Origin of the sequence: Allosaccharopolyspora coralli, assembly GCF_009664835.1 — a bacterium.
Classification (GTDB): Bacteria; Actinomycetota; Actinomycetes; order Mycobacteriales; family Pseudonocardiaceae; genus Allosaccharopolyspora; species Allosaccharopolyspora coralli.
Map to the genome: position 1 here is coordinate 3604535 of NZ_CP045929.1, position 16841 is coordinate 3621375.

Sequence of the window (16841 nt, forward strand, 5' to 3'; positions counted from 1 at the left end):
ACAGGGCAGGACTCGCCCGTTCGGGTAAACCGTGAGGATCCGACACGAGCACCTACCGTAGCGGTTCCCCCGGACAGGGCGAACAGGACATGCATCGGCCGACGAGCTATGCCGAACGGAGTACTCGCATCACCCGTTCGACGTCGTCCACCGTGTTGTACATGTGGAACGCGAGCCGGACCGCGCCCGCCCGCACCGAGTGAGCGATGCCGGCGGCGGCCAACTTCTCGTGCGCCTCCGGGACGTCGACGGCGGTGATCGCCGAACCCGCCGGCGACTGCCCCAACTCCTCGCGCAGGACGTCCACAAGGCCGACACAGTGCCGGCGCACCGACTCGCGGTCGACCTTGAGCAGCCAGGACATCGACGTGGCCGCCCCGACATGGGCGAACCACGACGGCGACAGGTCCAGACCGTGCGCGCCCTCGGCAATCCGAGCAGGCAACCCCTCGGTCGCGGCGTCCCGGTCCGGGACCGAGTACCAATTCGCGCAAAGCGGCGCGACGAGAGCGCGAGCGTCCGGTCGTAGCGCCATCCATGCCGAACCACGCGGCGACAGCAGCCACTTGTACGCGGTTCCGACGACGAAATCCGCCCACTCGAGTTGCAACGGCAACCACCCGGCAGCCTGCGTGACGTCGAGCAGCACCCGAGTCCCACCCGCCTGCGCCGCCACACGCAGGGCGTCGAGGTCCACGATCCGACCGTTGTTCGCCTGCACGACGCTGGCGACGACGAGATCGTGCTCCGCCACCCGGGCCGGGAGCTCCCCCAGACCGACCTCGGTGAGCCGCACACCCCGGCGCTGCTGCACGGCGAACGGGAAGGTCACGCTCGGGAACTCCTGCGCCGCGGCGAGGACGGTGGTGTCGGCGGGCAGGCTCGCGGCGACGAGGCCGACAAGCTGGGACACCGTCGCTCCGGCGGCGACCCGATCGGCGGGGACACCGATGAGCGAGCCGAACGCGGCCCGGGCGGTGTCGGCCGCGTCCACGAAGTCCCCGGCACCGTCGAGACCGCTGCCCCAGCGACGGACGGTCTCCGTCATCGCGTCGGCCGTGACCGTGGGCGGGATCCCGATGCTCGCCGTGTCGAGGTACCCCTCCGGCACGTCGAACGTCGCTCCGAATGCCTCGCGCATCCTCCGAACCTAGATCAGCGACACACCCCGACACGAGCCCCGTTTCCGGCCCCTGAACTCCCCAACCGAGTGGGGACAACCCCGCCCCCTGTGGACAGAGGGGTGGCAAATTCGCGCGAATTTGCCACCCCGGCTCGTAGGGTGGGGTTATGGAGACGGAGGAGCTGGAGGTTCGGACCGGGTCGGCCGAGGTGGTACAGGACCTCAACGGCGAGTGCCAACGCTTCCTGCGGCAGGTCGGCGCGAGCGACGGGCTGCTGCACGTCTGGGTTCCGCACGCCACGGCAGGGCTCGCCGTGCTGGAGACCGGAGCGGGCAGCGACCACGACCTCCTCGCCGCACTCAAGGACCTCTTCCCGGAGGACGACCGCTGGCAGCATCGTCACGGTTCACCCGGGCACGGCCGCGACCACGTCATCCCGGCCGTCGTTGCGCCCTACGCCTCGATCCCGGTCCTCGGCGGATCGATGGCATTGGGCACCTGGCAGTCGGTGTGCCTGGTCGACACGAACTCCGACAATCCGGTCCGCACGGTGCGCCTCAGCTTCCTCGCGGGCTGAACCCGCCAGTCTCACGCTCAGGGCTTCGGCAACGACTTCTGAGCCGAGCACGGACTGCTCTCAAGGCCCCGATACGGTGACCCCGTGACGTGGCCGAACAACGGGCAGAACAACTGGGGACACCAGCCGCCCCCACAGTCCGGACACCAGTACACCGGCAACTACAGCGGCTTCGGCATGTTCGAGGAACCGCTGCGGGACGGCAGGAAACCACGCCGCAGGAAGTGGCTGACGATCACGGCCGTCGTGGTCGCCGTACTCGCGTTGGCCGGCGGTGTCGCGGCGGCGCTCGTGTTCGGCGGCACGACGCCGCAGCGGCCCGCCCCGCAAGCGGCTCCCCCGCCGGCACCGACGAGCACGACCTTCGTTCCGCCCGACGCGCCGGAACCGGTCGTGCCGGGCTGGCAGGTCGCCTACAACCCGCTGGGGCAGATCGCCTACGACGTGCCGCCCGACTGGCAGGTGCTGCCGGAGAACGACACGTGGTCGGCCCCGACGCTCGGCAACGTCGTGTTCCAGGGGTTGAGCAACGGCGCGCCCTACTCGTGCGGCGGCGGCTTCGTGCGCGGTCAGGTCGGCAGTACCGCCGTCGAGCAGGCGCAGCCCATCGACGTGACGGCGAACCAGTTCGCCGACGCCGTCGGCCGCGAGATCTACCGCACCACGTCCCCGCAGATGCAGCTGCAGCTCGCGCCGCCGCAGCCGCTGCAGATCGACGGCGTCGAAGCGGTCCGCGTGGACGCGACGGCGACGCTGCCGCCCGGCAATCCGTGCCTGCCCACCGAGGCGACGATCTCCACCGTCGTGTTCCAGGCGAAGGAGAGCTTCGTCGTCGTGGTCGCAGGCGCCGACAGTGCCGGAGGCCCGCCCGAGCCGGCCGCACCCGGCGCCGAGGTCGTCGGGCAGATCGTCGAGTCAGCACGCCCGGTGCGCTGAGTACTCACGCGGCTGGAAGGCGTCGGTCGGACACCCTGCGCCGAGATTTTTCAGCCATCGGCGGGTTCGCCTCTCACGGCGAAGCCAGCGTCGACGTCGTGGAATCGCAACCTGACGTCGACGTTCCCGCAGCCAGCCGCGCGAGGACGCCGCCACGGAATCCCCACCCAGCACCCGCGCCGCCACCGGGCGACGCACCCTCGGATCACAGCGCGCGAAGGTGGTCGACGATCTCGTCGACGGCGACCTCGGTCCGCTCGCCGCTGCGCCGGTCCTTGACCTCGACCACGCCGTTGGCGAGGCCCTTGCCGACCACCAGGATCGTCGGCACCCCGACGAGCTCGGCGTCCGCGAACTTCACTCCCGGCGAGGACGCGCGGTCGTCGAGGATCACCCGCACACCCGCGTCGTCGAGTTCGGCGGCGAGACGCTCGGCCGTGTCGCGGACCGTGTCGTCCTTGCCTGCCATGACCATGTGCACGTCGGCGGGGGCGACCTCACGGGGCCAGACGAGTCCGTCCCGATCGTGGTTCTGTTCGACGATGGCGGCGACCAGGCGGGACACGCCGACGCCGTAGGACCCCATCGTGATCCGCTTCGGCTTGCCGTCCTGCCCGAGCGCGTCGAGCCCGAACGTGTCGGAGTACTTGCGGCCCAGCTGGAAGATGTGGCCGACCTCGATCCCGCGTGCGGATTCGAGTGTGCCGGTGCCGTCCGGCGAGGGGTCGCCCTCGAGAACCTCGGCCGCCTCGATGGTGCCGTCCGGTGTGAAGTCGCGGCCGCACACGAGGTCCACGACGTGATGGTCGGGTTTGTCGGCGCCGGTCACCCACGCCGTGCCGGTCACGATGCGGGGGTCGACGAGGAAGGGAACCTTGTTGTCCTGCAGCGCCTTCGGTCCGATGTAGCCCTTGACGAGGAACGGATTCGCTGCGAAGTCGGCCTCGGTGAGCAGCTCGACCTGCGCGGGCTCCAGGGCGGCTTCGACCCGCTTGAAGTCGACCTCGCGGTCACCGGGGACGGCGACGGCGAGCAGCGACCACTCGTCGGAGCCGGGCTGGCGGGTCTTGACCAGGACGTTCTTCAGCGTCTCGGCTGCGGTGAACTTCCGTTCGCCGGTGCTGTTGAGGAAGTCGACGAGCGTCTCGATCGTCGGCGTGTCCGGCGTGTGATGCACCTCGGCGGCGGGCTTGTCGTCGACCGACTGCGCCTCGGGAGCGCGGGTGACGACGGCTTCGACGTTGGCCGCGTAGTCGGAGCCGGTGCTGCGGACGTAGGTGTCTTCCCCGGTCTCGGACTCGGCGAGGAACTCCTCGGACGCCGAGCCGCCCATGGCGCCGGAGGTGGCGGCGACGATGACGTAGCGGAGCCCGACGCGGTCGAAGATCGTGCGGTAGGCGTCGCGGTGCTTGCGGTACGAGTCGGCGAGCCCGTCGTCGTCGAGGTCGAAGGAGTACGAGTCCTTCATGACGAACTCGCGACCGCGCAGGATCCCGGCGCGGGGCCGCTCCTCGTCCCGGTACTTCGTCTGGATCTGGTAAAGCATCACCGGGTAGTCCTTGTACGAGGCGTACTCGCCCTTCACGGTGAGCGTGAACAGTTCCTCGTGCGTGGGCCCGAGCAGGTAGTCCGCACCCTTGCGGTCCTTGATCCGGAACAGGGCGGGGCCGTACTCGGCCCAGCGGTTCGTCGCCTCGTAGGGCTCCCGGGGCAGCAGCGCGGGGAACAGGATCTCTTGCGCGCCGATCGCGTTCATCTCCTCGCGCACGACCTGCTCGACGCGGCGGAAGACGGCCAGGCCCAGCGGGAGCCACGAGTACACGCCGGGGCCGACGCGACGCACGTACCCGGCGCGGACGAGCAGCTTGTGGCTCGGCACCTCGGCGTCGGCCGGATCCTCACGCAGGGTACGCAGGAACAACGTCGACATCCTCGTGATCACGGCTGCTCGCTCCTCGGTCGGCGTGCGGTAGGGGTGCCAGCAGCGTAACGAGCACCCCGGGACCGATCGCCAGCGGATTACCGCTCGTCACGCACCGTGCCGGAGGGCCGGTGCGAACGGCACGTTCGCCTCACCGGACGAGGCGAAGGTGCCGTTCGCCTCGTCGCGGCCGTGGTGCGGGTGGTGATCGTGAGTAGTCTCGGTGGTAAGGGAACGGAGGTCGTCGTGGGTGCCAACGCGCTCAGTGAAGCAGCACTGCGGTTCCGGCTGGTCGCCAACAATGCCGCCACGTGGTCCGCCGCCGTGTCGGGAGACCCGACCGCACGACTGTTGCATTCGCCGTGGCGGGAGTCCCCGTACCCGATCTACGAGCGGTTGCGCTCGTCCGGGCCGCTGGTGCGCAGCAAGCTGGGACTGGTCACAGCCACGACTCACGAGACGTGCCGTGCCGTGCTCCGCGACCGCAGCATGGGCGTGCGTCCGGAGTCCGGGCCGGACCCGCTGGGCGAGCTGGACGAGCTCGATCTGTCGCTGTTGAAACTCGACCCGCCCGACCACACGCGGTTGCGCAAGCTCGCGGCACCGGCGTTCCGGGCACGCCGCCTGGCGGCGCTGCGCGAGTCGGTGGAGTCGATCGCCCACGATCTCGTCGATCGGGCGACGCGGCGCGGGGAGTTCGACCTGATGCGCGACGTCGCACTCCCGCTGCCGATTCGGGTGATCACCGCGTTGCTCGACCTCCGCGACGTCGACACTCCGACGCTGGCCCGCCACGGCTCCGCACTCGCGTCCAGTTTGGACGGCGTGCGCGGGCCGAGGCAGCTCCGCGCCGTCCGCCGCGCCGACGCCGCGTTCCACGCCATGTTCACCGACCTGATGGAGCAGCGGCGTCGTGCGCCCGGCGACGACGTCGTGAGCGATCTCGTCCACGCTCACGACGACGAACAGGTCACCGCCGACGAACTGGTCGCGCTGTGCAGGCTGCTGCTCGTCGCCGGTTTCGAGACGACGGTGAACCTCATCGGCAACGGCACGCTCGCGCTCTTGCGTCACCCGGAGCAGTGGGCGGCGCTGCGGGACGATCCCGGCCTCGCGCCGTCGGCCGTCGAGGAGGTGCTGCGGTGGGACGGCCCGGTGCAGAGTTCGGCGCGCATCGCACACGAGACCGTCGAGATCGGTGGTCGGCGGCTGCGCAAGGGCACGCTCGTGCTGGTGCTGCTCGGTTCGGCCGGGCGCGACCCGGCGGCGCACTCCGATCCGGATCGCTTCGACATCACCCGCGAGGAGTCCGAACACCTCGCGTTCTCGCACGGGGCGCACTACTGCTTGGGGGCTCCGCTGGCCAGGATGGAGGGTGACCTGGCGTTCCGTGTCCTGGCCGACTGGCTCCCGAACCTCACGCTGGCCGGACGTCCGCGGCAGCGGCGCACGACCGTACTGCGAGGTCTGCGCACGCTCCCCGTCGCGTCCGGAGCGGTTCCCGCGCCCCGTGCATGACAGTCGAGTACTGAGCGCACACGGGCGTGTGGCGACGGTGCAACCGCTGACCCGGATCTCGAGGCCGGTACGGCGCTACTAGTCTCTCCGCCGTGCTGGTGCTGCTGCCCCCTTCCGAGACGAAGGCCAACGGTGGCGACGGGCCGCCGCTGGACCTCTCGGCCCTCGCGCATCCGGACCTCACCGAGACCCGGCGTGCCGTGGTCTCGGCACTGGTCGATCTCGCCGACGACGTGCCGAGCAGTCTGCGGCTGCTCGGACTTTCGGAGCGGCGGACCGACGAGGTCGAACGGAACGCGGCGCTGCTCGGCTCGCCGACGATGCCGGGCCTGCTGCGCTACACCGGCGTGCTCTACGACGCGCTCGACGTCGGTTCGTTGACCGAGTCGGAGCGGGCGCGCGCCGACGAACGACTCGCGGTCGGGTCCGCGCTGTTCGGGCTCGTGCGCGGCACCGACCGGATTCCGGCGTACCGGCTCTCGGCGGGCAACAGCCTGCCCAACCTCGGCACCTTGCGCGGCGTGTGGCGGCCGGTGCTGGAACCACTGCTCTCGGCACGTGAGGACCTCGTGGTCGACCTGCGATCCGGTGCCTACACCGCGCTCGCCCGCGTTCCGGAGGCGCTGACCGTCCGGGTCCTCACCGAGACCCAGGACGGTCAGCGTTCCGTCGTGAGCCACCACAACAAGGCGCACAAGGGCGAGCTGGCGCGTGCGCTGGCACGGGTTCCGCAGGAGCCACGCGACGTGGAGGACGTGATCACGGTGGCGAAGGACTCCGGGCTCCGCGTGGAGCGGGAGTCCGAACACCAGCTCTGCATCGTCGTCCCCGCCGCCTGAAAGCGCGTGCTGGAACTGGGGAGGGTGATCCGGTACCGCCGCCACAGTTCGAGCTGCTCAGGCTGAGCAGGGTGAGAGGTGTGCCCTGCGGGCACGACTGCCCGCTCCCCCACGCCCTCTGAGCGCCTGCGACCCGTCAGTGGCGGTTGCGGGGCGGATCCAGCCCCGCGAGGACCACGCACGTGATCACCAGCGCGATCAGCATCAGCACGGTGGTCGCGATGTCAATGAGTGTGCCTATGGGCATGCTCGTCTCCCGACTCCGTTTCCGGCGTCTTCCTGGTGGCGCGCAAGCTCGTGAACGTGACGACACCGAGCACGAGGACGATCACGGCGAGCGACAACGGCGTCGGCACCTCCGGGACCGCGGGCCAGATGCCGTGGGCCCAGTGCAGCACCAGCTTCACGCCGATGAACCCGAGAATGATGGCGAGCCCGTGGTTGAGGTGCACGAGCTTGTCCAGCGCCGTGTGCAGCACGAAGTACAGCGCGCGCAGACCGAGCAGCGCGAACGCGTTCGTGGTGAACACGAGGTACGGGTCCTCGGTGATCCCGTACACGGCGGGCACCGAGTCGACGGCGAAGACCACGTCGGTCGCGAAGACCGCCACGACCACCACGGTCAGCGGGGTCAGCGCGCGCTTCCCGTTCTCGATGACGGTCAGCTTCGCTCCGCGGTAGTCGTCGGTCACCGGCATCAGGCGCCGGAGGAACTTGACCGATCGCATCTCGGAGACTTCCGGAGCGAAACTCTCCCCCGAGACGGCGTCGCGGAAGATCTTCACCGCGGTGAAGAACAGGATCGCACCGAACACGAGGAACGCCCACGTTCCGGCCTGGAGCAGCGCCGCGCCCGCCGCGATGAAGAAGCCGCGCAGCACGAGCGCACCGACGATCCCGTAGAGCAGCACCCGCTGTTGCAGTGCCGCCGGGACCGCGAAGGCCGCCAGCAGCAGCATGAAGACGAACAGGTTGTCCACCGACAGCGACTTCTCGACGACGAAGCCGGTCATGAACTCCAGTGCCTGCCCGCCGCCGAACTGGCCCCACAGCCACACCGCGAACACGCAGGGCAACGCGAGGTAGAAGACCGACCACCCGATCGCCTCACGCAGCGAGACCTCGTGCGGCTTGCGCGTGACGATGAAATCGACCACGAGCAGCAGCACCAGAACGGCGATGCTGATCAGCCACAGCGGCAGGGAGCCGATCGACCCCGACTCCGCCTGAGCCACCGTATGAACCACACGAGCCTCCTCGAACATTCAGGTTCGAGGTCTCCTTCACCCGCGTGGGGCGGCTGCCCGAGGATGCCGCGTGGCACCCGTACTGACCGGGTCAGACACTTGGGAAGTACTCCCCTCCCCGCCAGTATCACGATGCCCGTGATGCCTGACAAGTCCCGTTCACGCGATTTCCGGTGACGCCGACTGCGCCCGATCCCGAGCCTCCTGGAATCTTGCTGCTCAGGCGACTGCGGGGGAAAAGACGACCGCGGCGGAGTTCTCGTATCGCGCCCCCTGTTTCGTCAGTCTCGAACCCGCACGGCCTGGGGTGATACGCGGCGACGCATACCTCGTTCGCCCATCTGTGTGGCGTTGACGACAGAGCCGTCGGACAGGGCGGTCCACGCGGCCGAGTACTGGCCCACCGAGCGCGTCCTTCGTGGACGGAGAGTGCCTTGCCGGATCCGCCCCGTCACACCACGGCGAAACGCTTCGACGAGTCACTCGGAGCTGCGGGCACTGTGGACAGCAGGCACTCGTGTTCGGCACCGCCGATCGCCACCGGACGTGACCTGAACAACACACGGGCGGAATGTGACGATTTTTCCTGATCCCGTAGGCCGGCGCTGCTCCTCCGGCAGGTAAGCTGAGTCCGCACCGGCCCCGCAGCGCACGCTGACGAACCCGTTCGCCAGCTCTGCCCCTGGACCTCCGATTCCGGAGCGCACGACGCGCGAGTCGTGTCCGGCCGGTGCACAACCCGACCAGCGGCGCGCACCGACGCGCCGGGCTCGTCCGTGTGAACGATCGGCGCCCACGAGGTGTCTCCCGGGACGTGCCACTGCCCCGGAGGTGTTCGTGCCCCGTCCCACCCCTCATCGCCGTCCCCGTCGGCGCCGTTCCGCCGCACCTGCGCCCGCGCCGAGCCTGTTCGACCAGGCGGCCGTGACGGCGGTCGACCCAGCACCGTTCGCCGAACTGGGGCTGCCGAAACGGCTCGTGCGCGCACTCGCGGACGCGGGGCTGACCGAGGCGTTCCCGATCCAGGCCGCGACGATCCCGGACGCCCTCGGCGGGCGCGACGTGCTGGGCCGGGGACAAACCGGATCAGGCAAGACGCTCGCGTTCGGGTTGCCGATGCTCGCGCTGCTCGACGGCCGCAGCGCTGAACCGCAACGTCCGCGCGGACTGGTACTCGTGCCCACCCGCGAACTGGCGACGCAGGTGACCGACGCCCTGAAACCGCTGGCGAAAGCACTCGGGCTCTACGTTCGCGAGATCGTCGGCGGCATGCCGTTCCACCGCCAGGCCGACACGTTGCGCCGCGGTGTCGACCTGGTGGTGGCCACGCCTGGGCGGCTCAACGACCACATTCAGCAGGGCACCTGCTCGCTCGCGGAAGTCCAGATCACAGCGCTGGACGAGGCAGATCAGATGGCCGACATGGGCTTCCTCCCGCAGGTGCGCGGACTGCTCGACCACGTTCCCTCGGACGGACGCCGGTTGCTGTTCTCGGCGACGCTCGACGGCGACGTCGACAAACTGGTGCGCGAGTACATGACGGAGCCGGTCGTGCACTCGCTGGCGCCGCCTGCGGCCAGTGTCGACACCATGGAACACCACCAGTTGTCGGTCTCCGCGGAGACCAAGAACGACGTGCTCGCCCACATCGCCTCCCGCCCGGGCCGCACCATCATGTTCGTGCGCACCAAGCATCAGGCCGATCGACTCTCCCGCAAACTCCGCAAAGCCGGAGCGCCTGCCGAGGCGTTGCACGGCGGGAAGACGCAGAACGCGCGCAACCGCATTCTGGACGAGTTCCGTTCCGGGGATTCCGGCACGCTCATCGCGACCAACGTCGCCGCTCGGGGAATCCACGTCGACGACGTGAGCCTCGTCGTGCACGTGGAGCCACCGGCGGACCCGAAGGACTACCTGCACCGGGCGGGACGCACGGCTCGCGCCGGCGCTTCGGGCACCGTGGTCACCCTCGTCACCGACGATCAGCAGCCCGCTTTCCGGCAGATGACGGCAAAAGCCGGGGTCGATCCGGTCGCCACCGAGGTCGCGGCGGGCGACGAGGCGTTGACACGGTTGACCGGCGCGCGGCCGCCGAGCGGTGTGCCCATCGTCACGCCCTCGGGACAGAAGCAGCAGTCACGTTCGGGTGCGCGACCCACGCGCAACAGGGGCGAGCGGAGCCGCGGCGAGTCCGGCCGGAGCGAAGGGCGCTCGGGAGAACGGAACAAGCGTCGCGACGGTCAGGCCGGCGACCGCACCCGTGCGCACAACACGAACGGTCGTGGCAACGCGGGACGTTCGGGTGGAAACCGCAACGCACGCAAGGGATTCGCCCGGCGTGGCTGACCGAGTATCGACACGTCGGCGACAGAAGAGGCATCCAGTGTTCGTGAGGGCTCGACCGTCCGTTGAGGACACTCCGGCGAGTGACCGGAGCCCGTGTCCGGCATGAGTGCCGCTGCGATCGACGTGGTCGGCATCGGCGCCGACGGGTGGGGCGGCTTGTCGCCGCGCGCCCACAGTGTCGTGCACGCTGCGGACGTCGTGATGGGCAGCTCCCGCCAGCTCGAGCTCATTCCGGACACCGGGGCGCGTCGTGTCCCGTGGCCCTCCCCGCTGCTCCCGGCGCTGCCCGGCTTGCTCGACGAGTATGCCGACGCTCGAGTGTGCGTACTCGCCAGCGGCGACCCGATGTTCCACGGGATCGGCAGCACGCTCGCACGCATCGTCGGCGCCGACCGGCTTCGTGTCCTCCCGCACGCGTCGTCGGTGTCGTTGGCATGTGCTCGCCTCGGCTGGCCGCTGCACGAAGTCGAGGTGCTCAGTGCGGTCGGCAAGCCGGTCGCTGCACTGCACCCTTCCGTCCACGATGGATATCGCATTCTCGTCTTGAGCGCGGACGAGACGACCCCGGCCGCGGTGGCGTCACTGCTCGTCGCGCGCGGCTACGGCGGAAGCCGCATGTCGGTGCTCGACCGTCTCGGCGATGCGACGGAGTCGGTGACCACGCGCACCGCGCGCGAATGGGGCTCGCACGAGGCGACTGCGTTGAACGTCATCGCCGTAGAGTGCCGCGCGGATGCCGAGGCGCGCGTCCTGGCGAGAACACCAGGCCTTCCTGACGACGCCTTCGACCATGACGGGCAACTGACGAAACGGACCGTCCGAGCCGTCACCCTGTCTACATTGGAACCTGTACCGGGCGCACTGCTGTGGGACGTCGGCGCGGGCGCGGGCAGCATCGCCATCGAGTGGATGCGCACCCACCCTTCGTGCAGCGCGACCGCGATCGAGCATCGTGAGGATCGTGCGGCTCGCATCACCCGCAACGCGCAAGAGCTCGGCGTCCCAGGACTTCAGGTCGTGACCGGCGCCGCTCCCGACGCGCTGCACGGACTCGACCGGCCGGACGCCGTGTTCGTCGGCGGCGGTGTGACCACCGAAGGCCTGTTCGGCTCATGCTGGCAAGCGCTGCGCCCAGGCGGCCGGATCGTGATCAACGCGGTGACGGTCGAGTCCGAGGCCGTGCTCGCCGAGCTCCGTGCCCGGTACGGGGGCGAGCTGTACCGGCTGGCTGTCGATCATGCACGCTCGGTGGGTGGATTCACCGGATGGGAACGCCAGATGCCGGTGACACAGTGGACGGTGCGCAAGTCTCACGAGGAGGGAACATGACGGTTCGGTTCGTCGGAGCAGGCCCTGGGGCGGCCGACCTGATCACAGTGCGCGGGCGCGACACGATCGCCGCGTCCTCGGTGTGCCTGTACGCGGGCAGTCTCGTTCCCGCCGAGCTGCTCGCGCAAGCACCCAACGGCGCCGCGCTGGTGAACACCGCAAAGCTCACTCTGGACGAGATCATCGACGAGATGGTGACCGCCCACGAACGCGGTGACGACGTCGTGCGGCTGCACTCCGGCGACCCGTCGGTGTTCAGCGCCGTGGCCGAGCAGATGCGCCGCCTCGACGCGGCGGGAGTCCCCTACGAAGTGGTTCCGGGAGTGCCCGCTTTCGCCGCCGCAGCAGCGGTATTGCGGCGTGAGCTGACGGTTCCGGGAGTGGGCCAGACCGTCGTGCTCACCCGCACCTCGTCGAACGCGACACCGATGCCGGAGGGCGAGGACCTCGCCACGCTCGGACAGTCCGGCGCGACGATGGTGCTGCACCTGGCCGTGAACCTGGTCGAGAAGGTCGTCGAGCAGCTGGTGCCGAACTACGGTTCCGACTGTCCGGTCGCGGTGATCGCCGGAGCGAGCCGCGAGGACGAGACGGTGCTGCGAGGAACGCTCGCCGACATCGGCGAACAGGTGCGCTCGGCCGAGATCACCCGGACCGCGGTCATCGTGGTCGGCGAGGTGCTCACCGCGGGCGAGTTCCCGGACAGCCACCTGTACTCCCACGACCGCTGCCGCGACACCCACGTCCCGGACACCCCCGGCACCCACTGAACCCAGCGAGGCGAACGGCACTTTCGCCCCACCACACGAGGCGAACGGCACTTTCGCCCCACCACACGAGGCGAACGGCACTTTCGCCCCACCACAGCGGCTGGAGACCTCCGCCTACTGGGACGGGGCGAACGGCACTTTCGCCTCATCACACGAGGCGAAAGTGCCGTTCGCCCATCCGAAAAGCGCTCAGGTGCGGCCGACGATGGTGCCGGAGCGGTCGATGACGAGGGTGTCGACGTCGACGGGGGCTGCCCGGAGGACGTCGAGCGCGACGTCGCGGGCGCCTCGCGCGACGAGGTCGCCGAGGGGCACGCCGTCCGCCTGACACACCTGCAGCGCGTCGAGCGCGGTGTTCGCCTCCGCGACGCGTGCGGCGAGTGCCTCCGAACCGCCCGCCTCTCGGACGATCCGAGCCAGCGTCGCGAAGTTCACCTGCGAGCGCTTCGAATGCAGGTCCATGTGCCCGTCGGCGAGTTTCGACATCTTCCCGATGCCGCCCGCGACGGTGAGCCTCGGCACGGGATGCCGTCGGAGGTATTTCAGCACCGCACCGGCGAAATCGCCCATGTCGAGCATCGCTTCCATCGGCAGCCCGTACTCGTCCAGCACCGTCCGCTCCGAGGTGCTTCCGGTGCAGCCCGCGACATGGGTGAGCCCTTCCGCGCGTGCGACGTCGATGCCTCGGCGGATGCTGTCGATCCAGGCGGAACACGAGTACGGCACGACGATGCCCGTCGTGCCGAGCACCGACAGTCCGCCCACGATGCCGAGCCGCGGGTTCCACGTGTGCCGCGCGAGCTCGTCGCCGTCCTCAATAGACACTTCGAGATCGAGGTCCCCGCCCGCGCCGCGCTCGGCTGCGATCTCCGCAACGACGTCGCGCATCATCGTGCGAGGCACCGGGTTGACAGCGGGCTCTCCCACCTGCAACGGCAGGCCCGGCTTGGTGATCGTGCCCACTCCTGCACCCGCATGGAACACCACGCCGTCACCCGGTTGGCCAGGCCGCACCGTCACCGATACGACCGCGCCGTGGGTGACGTCCGGATCGTCCCCCGCGTCTTTCGTGACCGCCGCCGACGCTTGCCCGTCGCCGAGCCACTCGCGGGTGAGTGCGAACGCGGGCCGCTGCCCCTTCGGAAGCACGATCCGTACCGGATCCGGGAAAGTGCCCGTGAGCAGCGCGGTGTACGCGGCGGCGGTCGCGGCCGTCGCGCACGCGCCGGTCGTCCAGCCGTACCGCATGCCACCCGGTGCGCGCTCGTCGTCGGTCATAGCGCGAGAATGCACCGCACAGGGCCGTCGAGCGAAACGGAGACACGCCGATGCCACCGCGGATTCTGGTGCTCGGAGGAACCGGGGAGGCCCGCGCGCTGGCGAGCGAGCTCACGGACCGTGACGAAGCGCAGGTCACGAGCTCGTTGGCCGGACGAGTGCGCGATCCGCGACTGCCCGACGGGCACGTCCGGATCGGCGGCTTCGGCGGCGCCGACGGCCTGGCCGCGTACCTGGCGGAGGACAACACCACCGCCGTCGTCGACGCGACACACCCCTTCGCCGAAGGCATCACGGCCAATGCTTTCGCGGCCTGTCGCACAGTCGGCGTCCCGATGCTGGCGCTGCGCCGTCCAGGGTGGACGGAACAGTCCGGTGACCGGTGGTACCGCGTCGATTCTCTCACCGCTGCAGCCGCCACCCTGCCTGCGTTCGGCGATCGCGTGTTTCTCAGCACCGGGCGCCTCGGTCTGTCGAGCTTCGGCCACCTCGACCAATGGTTCCTGGTGCGCACCATCGACCAGCCCGACCCGCCGATGCCCCGCCGCTCGACCGTCGTGCTCGCTCGCGGCCCGTTCTCCGTCGACGACGAGCTCGCCTTGCTGCGCGAGCACCGCATCGACGTGCTGGTCACCAAGGACAGCGGCGGCAGCATGACGGCCGCGAAACTCGAAGCGGCGCGGACGCTCGGAATCCCGGTGATCGTCGTTCAGCGCCCACCCGTACCCGACGTGCCCACCGTGAGCACCGTCGAGGACGCGGTGCTCTGGGTGGAGACCGCGCGAACCGATCACGACGGGTAGCGGCGCGGACTGAACACCGACGCCCGCCCGTCGGCGTCGTCGACCAGCGTGGTCTGCGACGAGCCGACCAGCAAAAGACAGCGCATGTCCACTTCGGACGGATCGAGATCGGCGAGCCGGACAACGCGCACAGACTCCTCGGCTCCGCCCACGTCGCGGCCGATCACCACCGGCGTCTCCGGAGCGCGGTGTTCCAGCAGCACCTGGCGCGCGGATTCGACCTGCCACGTGCGCGTCTTCGACGCCGGGTTGTACAGCGCCATCGCCAGGTCGGCCTTCGCAGCCGCACGCAGCCGGTCGGCGATGACCTCCCACGACTTCAACCGGTCCGACAGCGACAGCACGCAGTAGTCGTGCCCGAGCGGGGCACCGATCCGGCTCGCCACGGCCTGCGCAGCGGTCACGCCGGGCAGAACCCGCACCGGAACGTCGCCCTTCTCGGCCGCCACTTCCACAACGGCGCTCGCCATCGCGAACACCCCGGGATCACCGGACGACACGACCGCCACCTTCGCCCCGCGCCGCGCCAGTTCGAGCGCGAACTCGGCGCGTTCGGACTCCACCCTGTTGTCGGAGGCGTGCTTGCGCTGGCGCGGGTTCGAGGGGAGCCGGTCCAGGTACGGCCCGTAGCCGACGAGATCGTCGGCCTCCGTGACGGCCGCCTGCGCCTGCGGCGTGGTCCACTCGCGACCTGCCGGTCCGAGACCGACGACCACGACTTCACCTTGCCGCACAACAGATTCTTCCGGTTCGCGCGCTGCGGGTGTCCGCACGTTGTTGACCGGGCTCGGCAACAACGCCAACGAGAAGTACGGCACCGCATCCGGGTCGACCTCGGCCAACGGCTCCCACCGCTGCCGGTCCGTCGTCGCCCGCTCCACGAACCACGCACGGTCGAGCGCGCCCGCCTTCTCGAACGCCTCACGTACCCCGCCGAACGTGCGGCCGAGTTTCATCACCGCGGCCGCGTCGGTGCGGGCCAGGTGGTCGGCGAGCACGTCCGGTTCGAGCGTGCCGGGCAGCACCGTGAGCACCTCGTCGCGCTCCGCCAGCGGTCGCCCGAGCACCGCCGACGCCGCACTGACCGACGTCACTCCGGGCACGACCTCCGCGGGGAAACGGTCCGCGAGACGTTTGTGCATGTGCATGTACGACCCGTAGAACAACGGATCACCCTCGGCGAGCACGACGACGTCACGCCCGGCTTCCAGGTGTGCCGCGAGCCGCTCGGCCGCGTCCGCGTAGAACTCGTCGATCGCGCCCTGGTAACCACCCGGATGCTGCGTGGTCTCCGTCGTCACGGGATAGACGAGCGGCTCCTCGATCTGACCGTGCCGCAGGTGTCCTTCGGCGATCGAACGGGCGATGCTGCGCCCGTGCCGGGCCGAATGGTAGGCGACGACCTCGGCGTTCTCGATCAGCCGCACGGCCTTGACGGTGAGCAGTTCCGGGTCGCCGGGCCCCAGCCCGACCCCGTACAGCGTGCCGGTCACTCTTCCTCACTCGCGATCGCATTGAGCGCGGCGACGGCCATCGCGCTGCCGCCGCGCCTGCCGTGTACCACCAGGAACGGGACGCCGCTGCGGTGGTGCACCAATGCCTGTTTCGATTCGACGGCGCCGACGAATCCGACCGGGATGCCGAGCACCGCGGCCGGCCGGGGTGCTCCTGCTTGCAGCAACTCCAGCAGCCGGAACAACGCGGTCGGCGCGTTTCCCACCGCCACGACCGCCCCGTCGAGCCGGTCGCCCCACAGATCCAGGGCCGCCGCGCTGCGCGTCGTGTCGAGCCGTTCGGCCAACTTCGGCACCTGGGGCTCCGACAGGCTGCACAGGACCTCGTTGTCGGCGGGCAGCCGCTTACGGGTGACTCCGGCGGCGACCATCTCCGCGTCGCACAGGATCGGCGCACCTGCCCGAAGCGCGGTCCTCGCCTGCTGCACCACTCCGTCCGAGTACGCGATGTCGTCGACGAGGTCGACCATGCCGCACGCGTGGATCATCCGCACCGCCACCTGCGCGATGTCGGTGGGCAGCGTGTCGAGTCGCGCTTCCGAGCGGATCGTGGCGAACGAATGCCGGTAGATCTCCGGCCCGTTGCGAATATAGTCGTCGGCACGCACGGTTTCGGGTGCGCGCGTGTGTTCGACGCCG

14 protein-coding genes are annotated in these 16841 nt (G+C 69.9%); 8 read left to right on the forward strand and 6 right to left on the reverse strand.

Features of this window, described 5'->3' with window-relative positions; genetic code table 11:
* Positions 1 to 106: 106 nt before the first annotated feature.
* Positions 107 to 1141 carry an aminotransferase class V-fold PLP-dependent enzyme gene (locus GIY23_RS16815; protein WP_154077532.1) on the reverse strand — a complete coding sequence of 345 codons (1035 nt, stop codon included), beginning with the start codon at positions 1139 to 1141 and terminating at the stop codon, positions 107 to 109.
* Between the two features lie 149 nt (positions 1142 to 1290).
* On the opposite strand from GIY23_RS16815, the gene GIY23_RS16820 reads away from it, so the two are divergent.
* Both GIY23_RS16820 and GIY23_RS16825 read left to right on the forward strand, forming a co-directional pair.
* On the forward strand, positions 1291 to 1701 hold the full coding sequence (locus GIY23_RS16820) for a YjbQ family protein (RefSeq protein WP_154077533.1): 411 nt from the start codon (positions 1291 to 1293) through the stop codon (positions 1699 to 1701).
* 84 nt (positions 1702 to 1785) lie between these two features.
* Positions 1786 to 2637 (forward strand): hypothetical protein, encoded by an 852-nt coding sequence (locus tag GIY23_RS16825; protein WP_154077534.1) that lies wholly within the window; start codon positions 1786 to 1788, stop codon positions 2635 to 2637.
* Between the two features lie 205 nt (positions 2638 to 2842).
* Here the strand turns inward: GIY23_RS16825 and GIY23_RS16830 are convergent, their stop codons facing one another.
* Positions 2843 to 4579, reverse strand: a complete 1737-nt coding sequence (locus tag GIY23_RS16830; RefSeq protein WP_154077535.1) for a proline--tRNA ligase — start codon at positions 4577 to 4579, stop codon at positions 2843 to 2845.
* A gap of 189 nt (positions 4580 to 4768) precedes the next feature.
* Between GIY23_RS16830 and GIY23_RS16835 the strand changes: the two genes are divergently transcribed.
* Both GIY23_RS16835 and yaaA read left to right on the forward strand, forming a co-directional pair.
* Positions 4769 to 6076, forward strand: coding sequence for a cytochrome P450 (locus tag GIY23_RS16835; protein WP_228717344.1), 1308 nt, complete (start codon positions 4769 to 4771; stop codon positions 6074 to 6076).
* Positions 6077 to 6168: 92 nt separating this feature from the next.
* Positions 6169 to 6915, forward strand: coding sequence for a peroxide stress protein YaaA (gene yaaA, locus GIY23_RS16840; protein WP_154077536.1), 747 nt, complete (start codon positions 6169 to 6171; stop codon positions 6913 to 6915).
* A 224-nt stretch (positions 6916 to 7139) separates the two neighbouring features.
* Here yaaA and GIY23_RS16845 read toward each other — a convergent pair whose 3' ends face one another.
* Positions 7140 to 8180, reverse strand: a complete 1041-nt coding sequence (locus GIY23_RS16845; protein WP_154077537.1) for a TerC/Alx family metal homeostasis membrane protein — start codon at positions 8178 to 8180, stop codon at positions 7140 to 7142.
* Positions 8181 to 8993: 813 nt separating this feature from the next.
* Here GIY23_RS16845 and GIY23_RS16850 point away from each other — a divergent pair.
* The 3 genes from GIY23_RS16850 to cobM all read left to right on the forward strand — a co-directional run bounded on the left by GIY23_RS16850 (position 8994) and on the right by cobM (position 12607).
* Positions 8994 to 10508, forward strand: coding sequence for a DEAD/DEAH box helicase (locus tag GIY23_RS16850; protein WP_154077538.1), 1515 nt, complete (start codon positions 8994 to 8996; stop codon positions 10506 to 10508).
* Between the two features lie 102 nt (positions 10509 to 10610).
* Positions 10611 to 11837 carry a precorrin-6y C5,15-methyltransferase (decarboxylating) subunit CbiE gene (gene cbiE / locus GIY23_RS16855; RefSeq protein WP_154077539.1) on the forward strand — a complete coding sequence of 409 codons (1227 nt, stop codon included), beginning with the start codon at positions 10611 to 10613 and terminating at the stop codon, positions 11835 to 11837.
* Positions 11834 to 12607, forward strand: a complete 774-nt coding sequence (gene cobM, locus GIY23_RS16860) for a precorrin-4 C(11)-methyltransferase (protein WP_154077540.1) — start codon at positions 11834 to 11836, stop codon at positions 12605 to 12607. The genes cbiE and cobM overlap by 4 nt, the downstream gene beginning before the upstream one ends.
* Before the next feature lie 189 nt (positions 12608 to 12796).
* Here the strand turns inward: cobM and GIY23_RS16865 are convergent, their stop codons facing one another.
* Entirely contained in the window at positions 12797 to 13885 is a 1089-nt protein-coding gene (locus GIY23_RS16865; protein ID WP_154077541.1) for a cobalt-precorrin-5B (C(1))-methyltransferase, read from the reverse strand.
* A gap of 50 nt (positions 13886 to 13935) precedes the next feature.
* Between GIY23_RS16865 and GIY23_RS16870 the strand changes: the two genes are divergently transcribed.
* Positions 13936 to 14688 (forward strand): cobalt-precorrin-6A reductase, encoded by a 753-nt coding sequence (locus GIY23_RS16870; RefSeq protein ID WP_154077542.1) that lies wholly within the window; start codon positions 13936 to 13938, stop codon positions 14686 to 14688.
* Here the strand turns inward: GIY23_RS16870 and GIY23_RS16875 are convergent.
* Both GIY23_RS16875 and GIY23_RS16880 read right to left on the reverse strand, forming a co-directional pair.
* The gene (locus tag GIY23_RS16875) at positions 14676 to 16181 is read right to left on the reverse strand and encodes a precorrin-2 C(20)-methyltransferase (protein ID WP_154077543.1); all 1506 of its coding nucleotides are present in this window, start codon (positions 16179 to 16181) and stop codon (positions 14676 to 14678) included. The genes GIY23_RS16870 and GIY23_RS16875 overlap by 13 nt on opposite strands.
* Positions 16178 to 16810, reverse strand: coding sequence for a precorrin-8X methylmutase (locus GIY23_RS16880; protein WP_187352184.1), 633 nt, complete (start codon positions 16808 to 16810; stop codon positions 16178 to 16180). The genes GIY23_RS16875 and GIY23_RS16880 overlap by 4 nt, the downstream gene beginning before the upstream one ends.
* Positions 16811 to 16841 lie beyond the last annotated feature (31 nt).

Excerpts from the sequence above, each read along its gene's own strand:
- GIY23_RS16815 (WP_154077532.1), bottom strand. The coding sequence starts at position 1,141 with ATGCGCGAGGCATTCGGAGCGACGTTCGACGTGCCGGAGGGGTACCTC.
- GIY23_RS16820 (WP_154077533.1), top strand. The coding sequence starts at position 1,291 with ATGGAGACGGAGGAGCTGGAGGTTCGGACCGGGTCGGCCGAGGTGGTA.
- GIY23_RS16845 (WP_154077537.1), bottom strand. The coding sequence starts at position 8,180 with ATGTTCGAGGAGGCTCGTGTGGTTCATACGGTGGCTCAGGCGGAGTCG.
- cbiE (WP_154077539.1), top strand. The coding sequence starts at position 10,611 with ATGAGTGCCGCTGCGATCGACGTGGTCGGCATCGGCGCCGACGGGTGG.
- cobM (WP_154077540.1), top strand. The coding sequence starts at position 11,834 with ATGACGGTTCGGTTCGTCGGAGCAGGCCCTGGGGCGGCCGACCTGATC.
- GIY23_RS16865 (WP_154077541.1), bottom strand. The coding sequence starts at position 13,885 with ATGACCGACGACGAGCGCGCACCGGGTGGCATGCGGTACGGCTGGACG.
- GIY23_RS16870 (WP_154077542.1), top strand. The coding sequence starts at position 13,936 with ATGCCACCGCGGATTCTGGTGCTCGGAGGAACCGGGGAGGCCCGCGCG.